Raw genomic sequence first — 13,188 nt, forward strand, 5'->3', positions numbered from 1 at the left:
AAAACGCAAACTCGCGCCGGAACCTGCTCGTGCAACAACGATAAGTTGTAAAAACCACCACTGTGCATTTTTGCACAGTGCTTGGGCGTTTCGTTATCTTTCGCGCAAATTCGAATCGGGGCACACTGCAAGGCTTCGCTTCCGGCTTACCGCATTGTCCAAAAAATCTCAGGAGACAACATCATGCGTTTGACCACCGTTCGATACTTTCCCTTACATCGCATTGCCTGCGCCGTGCTGGCCCTGTCCGGCGGCGCGATCGGCCCGGCACAGGCGCAAACCGAGTCGGGCGCTCCCGCCGCCGAGACCATCCAGGACGCCGGCGTGGTCACCGTCAGCGCGCGGCGCCGCCCCGAAAACCTGCAGGACGTGCCGGTCTCGGTCACCGCCTTCGGCGGCGACCAGCTCTCCAAGCAGGGCACGCCCGACATCACCGCCCTCGCCCTGTCGATTCCGAACACCACCCTCAAGGCCTCGCGCGCCACCAATTCGACCCTGACCGCCTTTATCCGCGGGGTCGGCCAGCAAGACCCGCTGGCAGGCTTCGAAGCCGGCGTCGGCATCTACCTCGACGATATCTACCTGGCCCGCCCGCAAGCGGCCGTGACCGACATCTACGACGTCGAGCGCATCGAAGTGCTGCGCGGCCCGCAAGGTACCTTGTATGGCCGCAACACCATCGGCGGCGCGGTCAAGTACGTTACGCGCAAACTCGGCTCGAAAACCGACATTCGCGGGCGCCTCACCCTGGGCGACTACAGCCAGCGCGAAGCGGTGCTCACGGCCAGCACGCCCTTGTCGGAGACGGTGCGCGTGGGCGGCTCGGTGGCCCGCTTCAAGCGCGACGGTTACGGGCGCAACCTGTTCACCGGCGCCCACAACTACGACAAGGACATGAGCGCCGGCCGCCTGTCGGCCGAATTCACGCCCACGCCGCAGCTGTTCATCCGCCTGGCGGGCGATGCCACGCAGGACGATTCGAGCCCGCGCAACGGCCACCGCGTCACGGTCGGACGCACCAGCGGCGCGCCCATCCTGGAGAACGTGTACGACACGCGCGCCAACCTGAACCGCGCGCTCGGGCACGAGCAGGAGGTCAGCGCCCACGGCTGGTCGGCGCTGCTGGAATACACCATCAACCCGCAACTGAGCGTCAAGTCGGTCACCGCCTCGCGCCGCGACAAGTCGTACGCGCCGATCGATTTCGACTCGCTGTCGGTGGTCGACTTCGAAGTGCCCGCGCTGTACAAGAACAAGCAGTTCAGCCAGGAATTCCAGTTTACCTACACCGGCGACAAGGTCCAGGGCGTGGCCGGCGTATATTACATCGACGCCAACGCCTTCAACGTCTTCGACACCGTCCTGGCCGGCGCCTTCCCCAGCTCCACCTACACCTTGGGCGATATCGACACCAAGGCCTGGGCCGCCTTCGCCGACGCCAACTATAAAGTCAACGATGCGCTGAGTTTCTCGCTGGGCGGGCGCTACACGGTCGACAAGCGCGACGCGACCATCCTGCGCCAGATCTACCTGGGCCTGAATGGCTCGCCGGCGCTGGGCAAGCCGGACGCCGTACTGTTCCGCACCGACACCGACTTCACCCATGGCGAGCTGAAACGCGAAGACAAGAAGTTCACCCCGAAAGTCGGCATGGCCTACAAGGCTGCCGCCAACCAGAACATTTACGCCAGCTGGGCGCGCGGCTTCAAGGGCGGCGGCTTCGACCCGCGCATGAATGTGGCCGGCACCAAAATCAGCGCTGCCACCGCGCGCGCCGGCTACCTGCCGGAAACCATCGACACCCTGGAGCTGGGCCTCAAATCGTCGTACAACAACAAGCGCATCCTGACCAACATCGCCCTGTTCGACAGCAAATACAAGGATGTCCAGATTCCCGGCTCGGTGGAGGTCGACACCAACAACGACGGCCGCCCCGACAGTTTCGCCGGGGTGACCACCAACGCCGGCAAGGCCAAGATCCGCGGCGCCGAAATCGAGGCCAGCGCAAAATTGAGCGACGCCCTGAGCGTGACCGGGATGTATAGCCACATCAACGCCGAATACACCCAGTTCCTGACCTCGCAACTGGTCGGCGGGGTGCCGGCCCTGGTCAACGTGGCCGGCGAGCGCTACTTCCAGAACACGCCGAAGAACTCGGCCAACCTGCGCGCCACCTACGACCTTGCCCTGCCGCTGATGGGGCGCGGCGGCAGCGCCAGCATCAGCGCCAGCGCCGCCTACAAGGACGACACCAGCCAGTTCGAATACGTCTCGGTGCTCGACCAGCCAGCCTATACCCTGTACGACCTGAGCCTGACCTGGACCAGCAGCGACAACAGGATCCGCGCCGGCCTGCACGGCAAGAACCTGGGCGACAAGCGCTATCGCACCGGCGGTTACGTCTTCCCCAACCTCGGCAAGGAGGGCGTGCTGACGGCCTTTTACGGCGCCCCGCGCACCGTCTCGGCCACGTTCGAATACCGGTTCTGAGCATGGGAGTCCAGGTGCATGAACACGATGGCGTCCACGCCGCCCACTTCCCCCCGGCCGCCAACGAAGCGCCCGGGGCCCGGCCATTCCAGGACGTCAGCTACCTCAGCGACGACGGCCTGACCCTGTACGCGCGCGACTACCCGGGCCACGGCGCTCGCGCGCGCCTGCCCGTGATCTGCATCCACGGGCTCACGCGCAACTCGGGCGACTTCGACGAGCTGGCGCCGTGGATCGCCAGCCTCGGGCGGCGCGTGCTGGCGCTCGACGTGCGCGGGCGCGGCCAGTCCGCGCGCGACCCCGACCCGGCCCACTACAACCCGATCGTCTACGCCGGCGACGTGATCAAGCTGGCGCACGACCTGGGCATCGAGCGCGCCGTGTTCGTCGGCACCTCGATGGGCGGCATCATCACCATGACGCTGGCGCTGCGGCGCCTGAAACTGATCGCCGCCGCCATCCTCAACGATGTCGGCCCGGTGATCTCGCAAAAAGGCTTGTCGCGCATTGCCACCTACGCCGGCAAGGGCGCCACCATGCTCAGTTGGGAACAGGCGGCCGAGTACATGCGCGACATCAACCAGCCGGCCTTTCCATCGAACGACATGAGCGAATGGAACAAGTGGGCGCGCCGCGCTTTTTCCGAAAACGATGCCGGCCACCTGGTGCTGCGCTACGACCCGAACATCGCCCTGCCCCTGCAAAACGGCAAGCTCAAGCCGTCGTCGTGGACCGCGCGCCTGGCGTTCCGGCGCCTGGCGCGCAACCGCCCCACCTTGCTGGTGCGCGGCAGCCTGTCCGACCTGGTCGAGCCGGAACAGGCCAGCTACATGCAGCGCGCCGCGCCAGCCATGCAATACGCCGAGGTGCCCGGCGTGGGCCACGCGCCGATGCTGACCGAGGCGCCGGCGCGGCAGGCGATCGAACGCTTCCTGGCGCAGGTCGACTGACCCGCATCAAGCCCACCATATAAAACAAGACAGCCATCCCAAGAGGAGACACGATGTACAAACCGAACACCCTGGCAGCGGCCGTCCTGGCCACCCTCGCGAGCACCCTGGCAACGTCCGCGCTGGCCGCGGCCGACCTGAAAATCGCCCTCATCGCGGGCAAGACCGGGATACTTGAATCGTACGCCAAGGAAACCGAAACCGGCTTCATGATGGGCCTCGAATACCTCACCGGCGGCAAGATGGAAATCAACGGCCGCAAGCTGAAGGTGATCGTCAAGGATGACCAGAGTAAACCCGACCTGGGCCGCACCCTGCTGGCCGAAGCCTACGGCGACGACAAGGCCGACATTGCGGTCGGCACCACCTCGTCCGGCTCGGCCATCGCCATGCTGCCGGTGGCGCAGGAGTACAAGAAGGTCCTGATCATCGAGCCGGCCGTGGCCGACGCCATCACCGGCGACAAATGGAACCGCTACATCTTCCGCACCGCGCGCAGTTCGATGCAGGATGCGCTGGCCGCCGCCAGCACGCTCAAGGCCGGCAGCGTGGCCTTCCTGGCCCAGGATTACGCCTTCGGCAAGGATGCGGTCAAGGCCGGCCGCGAAGCGCTGGCCGCCACCGGCAGCAAGGCCCAGGTGGTGCATGAGCAATATGCGCCGCAAAGCACCAGCGACTTCACGGCGCCAGCCCAGCGCATCTTCGACGCCCTGAAAAACAAGCCCGAGCCGCGCGTGCTGCAAATTGTCTGGGCCGGCCCGAATCCGATGAACAAGCTGGCCGACATGAAGCCCGAGCGCTACGGCATCATCCTCTCGCCCGGTGGGAACATCTTGCCGGTCATGAAAACCTGGAAGAACTTCGCCGGCACCCAGGGCACCATCTATTATTATCACGGCTTCCCGCAGAACAAGATGAACGACTGGTTCGTGGCCGAGCACAGCAAGCGCCACAAGGGCCCGCCCGACATGTTTACCGCCGGCGGCTTTGCGGCCGCCAGCGCGGTCGTCACGGCCTTGACCAAAGCGAACTCGGGCGACACCGAAAAGCTGATCGCGGCCATGGAGGGCATGGAGTTCGACACGCCCAAGGGCAAGATGAGCTTCCGCAAGGAAGACCACCAGGCCTTGCAATCGATGTACCACTTCAAGATCAAGAAAGACCAGAAGAACGAGTGGGACTTGCTGGAACTGGTGCGCGAGATCCCGGCCAGCGAGCTGCCGCTCCCGCTGAGGAACAAGCGATGACGCCGGCGGCCATGCCGTCGCTGTCGACGCGCGAACTGAGCATCCGCTTCGGCGGGCACCTGGCGGTCGACCGGGTCAGCGCCGATTTCTATCCCGGCACCCTGACCGTGATCGTCGGCCCCAACGGCGCCGGCAAGACCACCTACTTCAACCTGATGTCGGGCCAGTTGCCGGCCACCTCGGGCACGGTCCTGCTCGACGGCGCCGACATCACCCGCTTCGGCGCCGCCAGGCGCACGGCGCTCGGTATCGGGCGCGCCTTTCAGCTGACCAACCTGTTCCCCCACCTGACGGTGGCCGAAAACGTGCGCCTGGCGGTGCAAAGCCGCTCCGGCGCCGGCCTCGGCCTGCGCTCGATGCTGACGCGCTGGTCCAGCCACCAGGACCTGATCGTGCGCGCCGACTATTACCTCGAACGCATCGCCATGGCCGCCCGCCGCGACACCCGCGTGGCCGCCCTGTCGCACGGCGACAAGCGCAAGCTGGAAGTGGCGATCCTGCTGGCCCTGGAGCCGGGCGTGATGATGTTCGACGAGCCGACCGCCGGCATGAGCGTGGACGAAGTGCCGGTCGTGCTCGACCTGATCCACCAGGTCAAGGCCGAACGCAACAAGACCATTTTGCTGGTCGAACACAAGATGGAGGTGGTGCGCTCGCTGGCCGACCGCATCATCGTGCTGCACAACGGCGCCCTGGTGGCCGACGGCAATCCGGCCGAGGTGATGGCCTCGGCCATCGTCCAGGAAGCCTATCTGGGCACGCCCGAGGGGACGCCCGAGCATGCATGATCCGATCCTGCAACTGAGCGCCGTCCACACCCACATCGGCGAGTACCACATCCTGCAAGGGGTCGAGCTGACGGTGCCGCGCGGCGGCCTGTCGGTGCTGCTGGGCCGCAACGGGGCCGGCAAGACCACCACCCTGCGCACCATCATGGGGCTATGGAAAGCGTCCGCCGGCACGGTGCGTTTCGAGGGGCGCGACATCGCGGCCCTGTCCACGCCCGACATCGCCCAGCTCGGCATTGCCTACGTGCCCGAATCGATGGCCGTGTTTTCCGAGCTGACCGTGCGCGAAAACCTGTACCTGGCCGCGCGCAACGGGCCGCTCCAGGAAGCGCGCGTGGAATGGATCTTCGGCTTCTTTCCCGCCTTGCGCAAATTCTGGCACTACCCGGCCGGCAATTTGTCTGGCGGGCAAAAACAGATGGTGGCGATCGCGCGCGCCATGGTCGAACCGCGCAAGCTGCTGCTGATCGACGAGCCGACCAAGGGCCTGGCCCCGGCCATCATCCAGAGCCTGATCGCCGCCTTCGCCGAACTGAAGCAAACCGACACCACCGTCTTGCTGGTCGAGCAAAACTTCAGCGTCGTCAAGCACCTGGGCGACACGGTCTCGGTGATGGACGACGGCAAGGTGGTCCACGCCGGCGCCATGCGCGCGCTGGTCGAGGACGACAGCTTGCAGCAACGCCTGCTCGGGCTGTCACTGAGCGCACATCAATAATGAACCCGGAGACCACCCACGTGACCACCCAATCGCCTCCAGTGAGCGCGGCCACGGCGCTGCCGGCCGCGCCGCCCGCATCGAACGACACGCCCTTGCCGGCAGCCAAGCGCGACCTGGCGCCGCTGCTGCTGGTGCCGGCGCTGATCCTGTTCACCCTGCCGCTGGTGGGCAGCTTTCCCACCTGGGTCACCCTGACCATCGCCGGCCTGGCGATGGGCATGATGATCTTCATCATGGCCAGCGGCCTGACGCTCGTGTTCGGGCTGATGGACGTGCTCAACTTCGGCCATGGCGCCTTCGTCTCGGTCGGCGCCTACGCCGCCACCATGGTCCTCATTCCCATGCGCGACTGGCTTGAGATCGATTCCCTGGCGCTCAACCTGGGCGTACTCGGGCTGGCGATCGCGCTCGCCATGCTGGCCACCGCGCTGCTCGGCTGGGCCTTCGAGCGCATCATCATCGCACCCGTGTACGGCCAGCATCTCAAGCAGATCCTGATCACCATGGGCGGCATGATCGTGGCCGAGCAACTGATCGGCGTGATCTGGGGCGCCGAGCAGATTCCCCTGCCGCTGCCGGCCAGCCTGCGCGGCGCGCTGCTGCTGGGCGACGCGGCGGTCGAAAAATACCGCCTGGTGGCGGTCGTGATCGGGCTGGTGGTGTTCGTCGCCATGTTCCTGGTGCTCAACCGCACCAAGATCGGCCTCTTGATCCGCGCCGGGGTCGACAACCGCGAGATGGTCGAAGCCCTCGGCTACCGCATCCGCCGCCTGTTCGTGGCCGTGTTCGCCGCCGGCTCGGCGCTGGCCGGCCTGGGCGGCGTGCTGTGGGGCTTGTACAAGGAAACCCTGAACGCGGCCATGGGCGGCGACATGATGGTGATGATCTTTATCGTCGTCATCATCGGCGGGCTCGGCTCGGTCGGCGGCTGCTTCATCGGCGCGCTCCTGATGGCCCTGGTGGCCAACTATGCCGGCTTCCTGCTGCCCAAGTTCGCGCTGGTGTCGAACATCGCCCTGATGATCGCCATCCTGCTGTGGCGCCCGGCCGGCCTGTATTCCACACTGCGCCGCTAAGGACACACGATGCTCAATCAATTGCTCTCGGGCGACTTGCCGCGCAGCCGGGCCTTGTCCGCCACCCTGCTGCTGATCCTGCTGGGGCTGGCGCTGGCGCCCTTCATCACCAGCGGCGCGCGCCCCCTCAACACCGCCGCCACCATCTGCGTCTACATCGTGCTGGTGGCTTCCTACGACTTGCTGCTCGGTTACACCGGGATCGTGTCCTTCGCCCACACCATGTTCTTCGGCATCGGCGCCTACGGCGTCGGGCTGGGACTGTCGCACGGCGAGCCGGGCTGGGGCGCGCTGCTGGGCGGGGTCGCGCTGGCCCTCTTGCTGACCCTGGCGCTGGCCCTGGTGGTGGGCCTGTTCGCGCTGCGCGTGCGCGCCATTTTCTACGCCATGATCACCCTGGCGGTGGCGGCCTCGTTCGCCGTGCTGGCCTCGCAACTGTCCGACCTGACCGGCGGCGAAGACGGCAAGACCTTCGGCGTGCCGGAATGGCTCACGCCGGGCTTTCGCCTGTTCGAGGCCGAGCTGTTCGGGCGCGCCATCGACGGCAAGCTGATCACGTACTACATCGTGTTCGGCGGTTGCCTGCTGCTGTTCCTGTTCCTGCTGCGCGTGGTCAACTCGCCGTTCGGGCGGGTGCTGCAAGCGATCCGCGAGAACGAGTTCCGCGCCGAGGCGCTCGGCTACCGCACCGTGCTGTACCGGATCTGGGCGAATGTGCTGGCGGCCCTGGTGGCGGCCCTGGCCGGCGCGCTGATGGCCCTGTGGCTGCGTTACGTCGGCCCCAAAACCATGCTCGGCTTCGAAGTCATGACCGACATCCTGCTGATCGTCGTCATCGGCGGCATGGGCACCATGTACGGCGCGGTGGTCGGCGCCACCCTGTTCATCCTGGCCCAGAACTACCTCAAGGCGCTGATGGCGCAAGGCTCGGCCGCGCTCGAGGGCGTGCCGCTGCTGGCCCAGGCCCTGCATCCGGACCGCTGGATGCTGTGGCTCGGCGTGCTGTTCGTGCTGTCGATCTACTTTTTCCCGATCGGCATCGTCGGCAAACTGCGCTTGCGAAAGATTGCCGCGCGAACCGCCGCCAACTGATCGTCCCGCTCTCTCCTTGGCGTCCCTGGGCTGGCAGGGACGCTTTTTTTGTCCCTCTTTTTCGTCTCCCTGCGCGCTCCATCAAGCTTCGTCGCGCTTGTTCATCGAAGTACCCCGGATCAGCCCGAAAACCCCGTCTGTTCATTAAGCGCACATCAATGCTGGCGCCACCTCCACTCCTATGATGAGTCTACCGTGGCCTCGCGCCTGCCAGCGCGAGTGGAAGTGCCATCCTTCTGGCAACTGCTGAAAGAACGACCATGAAACTCCATCAACACCTGATTGCCACGGCGGCCATCGCCGTAGCCGCCGCGCTGCCCGCCGTCTCGCACGCCGCCGATCCGATCGTCGTCCTCAACGAAAACTTCAACGACGTCGGCGCCCTCAGCAACTGGCAACTGATCAACAACAGCGTGCCGCCGGGCCTGGCCTGGTCGCAGGGCAACGGGGGCATCTTCCCCGCCCCGTCCGGCCCGGCGTCGTCGTATGCCGCCGCCAATTTCCTGAGCGCGCAAAACGGCATGGGCAGCATCGACAACTGGCTGATCACGCCGGTCGTGACCCTGCTCGGCCCCAGCGAGCTCGCGTTTTTTACGCGCTCGGCCAGCGCCTCCGGCTTCGGCGACACGCTCGAAGTGCGCTTTTCCCCCGGCAACGGCAGCGGCACCGCCGGTTTCGACACCGTGCTCGGCGTGCTGGGCGGCATCTCGGACTACCCCACTGCCTGGCAGCAAGTTATTTCCAGCGTCGACTACAACGGCCAGGGCCGATTCGCATTTCGTTACATCGGAGACGCTTCGGCGGCGAACTATATTGGCCTCGACGCGGTCATAGTTACTACGGTGCCCGAACCGGGCGCCTACCTGATGCTGCTGGCCGGCTTGGGCAGTCTGGTATTGCTTCGCCGCAGGCAGCTAATGTGACCTCATCCAGGAGAATCCCGATATGTTGAGTAAAACCCTGATCAGCTGCTGCGCGCTGGCCGTCCTCTCGACGGCTGCCGTGGCGGCAGAGCAATCCGCCGGCATGGCCGTGGTGCGCGACAAGCAAACCGGACAACTGCGTCCGGCCACCGCCGCCGAACTGCGCGCCATGCGCGGCAAGCTGCCGCAGCCGCAGGTTGCGCTCCCGCAGCCGCAGGTCAGCGTGCGCGCCGACGGCACCCGCAGCGCGCCGCTCGGCCAGCGCGGCGTGGTGTATTCGGTGGCCGCGCGCGCGCCGGACGGCAAGCTGGTCCAGCGCTGCGTGGAAGGCGCAAGCGACGCCCTGCATGGCGCCCATCACGATGCCGCCACGCCGGCCGGGGAGCACCAGAATGAGCAATAAGCGCGCCCACCTGCGGCAGGCCGCCCTCGCCCTCGCCTGCTGCGCCTTCGGCGGCGCGCAGGCCGCCACCACCATCACCATCGTCAACGGCAACGCGCCCAACGTCGGCTTCAACGATCCCACCCCGCTCGATCCGGTCGGCGGCAACAGCGGGCGCACGCTCGGCGCGCAACGCCTGATCGCCTTCCAGCACGCGGCCGACATCTGGGGGCGCACCCTGAACAGCCCGGTGCCGATCAGGGTGGCCGCCTCCTTCGAGCCGCTCGAATGCAACGCCGACGGCGCGGTGCTCGGCTCGGCCGGCGCGACCGAAGTGTTTTCCGACTTCCCCAAGGCGCCCATGGCCAACACCTGGTATCCGGGTGCGCTGGCCAGCAAGCTGGCGGGCCATGACATGGCCTCGCCGGGCCAGGCGCACATCCGCGCGCGCTTCAATTCGCGCCTCGGGCTGTTCCCCGACTGCCTGCCCGGTTCCGGCTTTTACCTCGGGCTGGACCGCAAGGCGGGCGAGCAGATCGACCTGGTCGCCGTCTTGCTGCACGAAATGGGGCATGGACTGGGATTCCAGAACTTCACCGACGAGAGCACCGGCGAGTTTTTCCTCGGCACGCCATCGGTCTGGGATCATTTCCTGGTCGACATCCGCAACAACAAAACCTGGATCAACATGAAGGATGAAGAACGGCGCCTGTCGGCCATCGGCGGCGCCACCCTGTCCTGGAACGGCGAGCGCGTCTACAAGGCGGCCGCGCGCGTCCTCGCGTCCAAACCCCAACTGCTCATCAGCGGCATGGCGGCGGGCACGGCCGGCGGCGAGCACCCGATGGGCGACGCCTCGTTCGGCCCGCAACTGGGGCAAAACGCCGTGACGGGCGAGCTGATGCCGGTGATCGACCAGGCCAACGGCAGCGGCCTGGCCTGCACCCCGCTCAGCGCCGCCAACGCCATGGCCGTCCGGGGCAATATTGCCCTGGTCGACCGGGGCGCCTGTCCCTTCGTGACCAAGGCGCGCATCGTGCAGAACGCGGGCGCGCGCGGCATGGTGGTGATGGAAAACACGGGCGACCCGGCCAGCCCGCTCGGCGGCAGCGACCCGGCCGTGCGCATTCCGGCGGTACGCATCGACAGGGCCACCGGCGAGCAGCTCAAGTCGGCCATGTACCGGCGCTCGCGCACCTCGTCCGGCGTGATCGCCAGCCTGGGCGTCGATCCCGACAAACTGTCGGGCACCGACTCGGTGCGGCGCGTGCGCATGTACAGTCCCGAAGAATACTCGCCGGGCTCGTCGGTGTCGCACTACTCGGTCGATACCAAGCCAAACCAGCTGATGGAGCCGGCCATCAACGCCGACCTGCTGCACGATGTGGTTCCGCCGCATGACCTGACCTATCCCTTGTTGCAAGATATCGGTTGGTAACACGGCGCTGTAAACGCACAACGCGCTCCCTGGGGAGCGCGTTGTCGACCGTCTGATACCGCCGCTGGCAGCGGCGGTGGCTGGCTTACGCCTTGTCGGCTTTGTCTTTATCGTAGGCGGCGATGCCGTTCATGATTTCCGCCTTGGCATCGTCAGGACCGCCCCAGCCTTCGATCTTGACCCACTTGCCTGGCTCCAGGTCTTTGTAGTGCTCGAAGAAGTGCTGGATCTGCTGCAGGCGCAGCTCATTCATGTCTTCCGGTTTCTGCCAGTGCTTGTAGATCGGCAAGATCTTGTCGACCGGAACGGCCAGCACTTTGGCGTCGCCGCCGGCTTCGTCGGTCATTTTCAGCACGCCGATGGCGCGGCAACGGACCACGACGCCAGGAATGAGCGGGAATGGGGTGATGACCAGCACGTCGCACGGGTCGCCGTCATCGGCGATGGTGTTCGGCACGTAGCCGTAGTTGCACGGGTAGTGCATGGCGGTGCCCATGAAGCGGTCGACGAAAATCGCGCCCGATTCCTTGTCCACTTCGTACTTGATCGGATCGGCATTCATCGGGATTTCGATGATCACGTTGAAATCGTTCGGCACGTCGCGGCCGGAGGAGACTTTATTCAAACTCATGGGATATCCTTAGATTGCGGAGGGGGTCAGTGGCCGACATTATAACGATATTTCACGCAGGCTTGTGCATTGCAGCAAGCGGTGAAACCTGTGCGATGTGGATCAATGAGCTGGGGAGGCCCTGAAAATTGGCTGACGGTTGAAATATCGTCGCTCTTACTGATACTGTTAACCTCAACCGTCGTCCCCGCGAAGGCGGGGACGACGGTTGAGGTTAACAACTAATCAAAATGCCTTTAGCCAGGGGAGCTGCCTACAAAATACTCGCCAGCGCACACTGCCTGAAGTGCGCATTCGCCTCGTCCCGCTGCCCCAGCGCTTCATGCATCTGCGCCAGTTTCAGGTGCGCCTCGCGCACCATGCGCGGCTCGGTCGCGTCCGACAAAGCCTGTTCCAGGTAACGCTGCGCCTTGCCCCACAGTTTCTGTTTCAGGCACAGCGAACCGAGCGTCAGCGCCAGCTCGGCGTCGGTCGGACGCTGTTTCATCCACGTTTCGCAATGCTCGATCTGGGCCAGCAAGGCGGGCGAACCGGCCTGCGCCGCGGACTCGCGGTAGGCCCGCACCACGCGCTCGTCCCAGTCGGCGCGCAGCGCTTCTTCGGCGCTGGCGCGCGCTTCGTCGTGCAAGCCGCGCGCATTCAAGGCCGCCGCCGCCCGCGCCGCCACGTACGGCTTGACCCGGTCGGCCGTCGGCACGCTCGCCCACACGCGCAGGATCGATTCGGCGTCGTGCGAACTGTCCGACAGCAAGGCGTCGTACGCCAGCTCGCGCAGGCGCGCCGACAAGGCCGGATGCAGCGCCTTGTGCTTGTCGAGCGAACGCACCAGGCGCAGCACTTCGGGCCAGTTTTTCGCTTGCTGGTGCGCCTTCATCGACCATTGCAGCGCGTGGATGTGGCGCGTGCCGCTGGCGTTCAGTTCGGCCACGGCGTCGAGCGCCGCCTGCGGCTGGTGGTCGTCCACCAGCAGTTCGGTCATGGTCATCAGGCGCGCGGTTTTCAGCGCATTGTCGTGTACCACCCCGGCCAGCCAGCGGTCGCGCCGCGCACCCTGGCGCATGCGGTGCGCCGCGCGGGCGCCGATCAGGGCGGCGATGCCGGCGTTTTCGGGCAGTTCGGCGGCGCGCATGGCGGCTTTTTCGGCATGCCCGAAGCGCCCTTCGAACAGGGCCTTGAGCGCGTCGCGCAAGCCCTTGTTGCCATCGCGTTCGCGTTTGCTCTTGCGGTAGGCGGCCACGCGGGCCGGCATGCCGAAGGTGGCGCGGGCCGCGCGCAGCAGCGCGTACACGACCAAAAACAGCAGCGCCACGACCACCACGAAGAAATTGAGCGACATGTCGATCCGGTGCGGCGGGTAGAAAAACACCACGTTGCCAGGATTAAAGCGTGCCGTCACGGCAATGCCGATGGCCGCTGCCATCAGCGCGACTAACCAGAGAAGAAGGCGCAT

General features: G+C 65.9%; 12 protein-coding genes. 10 read left to right on the forward strand and 2 right to left on the reverse strand.

Annotated features, from left to right (window positions below; translation table 11 throughout):
- Positions 1–183 precede the first annotated feature (183 nt).
- The 10 genes from F1735_RS14055 (at position 184) to F1735_RS14100 (ending at position 11,107) form a co-directional block, all read left to right on the forward strand.
- Positions 184–2,490, forward strand: coding sequence for a TonB-dependent receptor (locus tag F1735_RS14055; RefSeq protein WP_167237512.1), 2,307 nt, complete (start codon positions 184–186; stop codon positions 2,488–2,490).
- Between the two features lie 14 nt (positions 2,491–2,504).
- Positions 2,505–3,440, forward strand: a complete 936-nt coding sequence (locus tag F1735_RS14060; protein ID WP_373888521.1) for an alpha/beta fold hydrolase — start codon at positions 2,505–2,507, stop codon at positions 3,438–3,440.
- A 53-nt stretch (positions 3,441–3,493) separates the two neighbouring features.
- The gene (locus F1735_RS14065; protein ID WP_167237514.1) at positions 3,494–4,687 is read left to right on the forward strand and encodes a substrate-binding domain-containing protein; all 1,194 of its coding nucleotides are present in this window, start codon (positions 3,494–3,496) and stop codon (positions 4,685–4,687) included.
- Complete coding sequence (locus tag F1735_RS14070; protein ID WP_167237515.1) at positions 4,684–5,475, forward strand: ABC transporter ATP-binding protein; 792 nt, start codon at positions 4,684–4,686, stop codon at positions 5,473–5,475. Before F1735_RS14065 ends, F1735_RS14070 begins: the two co-directional genes overlap by 4 nt.
- Entirely contained in the window at positions 5,468–6,193 is a 726-nt protein-coding gene (locus F1735_RS14075; protein ID WP_167237516.1) for an ABC transporter ATP-binding protein, read from the forward strand. Before F1735_RS14070 ends, F1735_RS14075 begins: the two co-directional genes overlap by 8 nt.
- 41 nt (positions 6,194–6,234) lie before the next feature.
- The gene (locus F1735_RS14080) at positions 6,235–7,272 is read left to right on the forward strand and encodes a branched-chain amino acid ABC transporter permease (RefSeq protein WP_373888523.1); all 1,038 of its coding nucleotides are present in this window, start codon (positions 6,235–6,237) and stop codon (positions 7,270–7,272) included.
- Between the two features lie 9 nt (positions 7,273–7,281).
- Positions 7,282–8,364 carry a branched-chain amino acid ABC transporter permease gene (locus F1735_RS14085; RefSeq protein ID WP_167237518.1) on the forward strand — a complete coding sequence of 361 codons (1,083 nt, stop codon included), beginning with the start codon at positions 7,282–7,284 and terminating at the stop codon, positions 8,362–8,364.
- 260 nt (positions 8,365–8,624) lie between these two features.
- On the forward strand, positions 8,625–9,287 hold the full coding sequence (locus F1735_RS14090) for a choice-of-anchor J family PEP-CTERM protein (protein WP_167237519.1): 663 nt from the start codon (positions 8,625–8,627) through the stop codon (positions 9,285–9,287).
- Positions 9,288–9,309: 22 nt separating this feature from the next.
- A complete protein-coding gene (locus F1735_RS14095) occupies positions 9,310–9,690 on the forward strand; it encodes a post-PEP-CTERM-1 domain-containing protein (protein ID WP_167237520.1) in 381 nt (126 codons plus the stop codon).
- Positions 9,680–11,107, forward strand: coding sequence for a PA domain-containing protein (locus tag F1735_RS14100; protein WP_167237521.1), 1,428 nt, complete (start codon positions 9,680–9,682; stop codon positions 11,105–11,107). The genes F1735_RS14095 and F1735_RS14100 overlap by 11 nt, the downstream gene beginning before the upstream one ends.
- A gap of 85 nt (positions 11,108–11,192) precedes the next feature.
- Here F1735_RS14100 and ppa read toward each other — a convergent pair whose 3' ends face one another.
- Complete coding sequence (ppa, locus tag F1735_RS14105) at positions 11,193–11,738, reverse strand: inorganic diphosphatase (RefSeq protein ID WP_166886100.1); 546 nt, start codon at positions 11,736–11,738, stop codon at positions 11,193–11,195.
- A 253-nt stretch (positions 11,739–11,991) separates the two neighbouring features.
- Positions 11,992–13,188: a heme biosynthesis protein HemY gene (locus F1735_RS14110; protein WP_167237522.1), complete on the reverse strand. Its 1,197-nt coding sequence runs from the start codon at positions 13,186–13,188 to the stop codon at positions 11,992–11,994.

It is taken from the genome of Massilia genomosp. 1 (genome assembly GCF_011682185.1).
Classification (GTDB): domain Bacteria; phylum Pseudomonadota; class Gammaproteobacteria; order Burkholderiales; family Burkholderiaceae_D; genus Telluria_A; species Telluria_A rubra.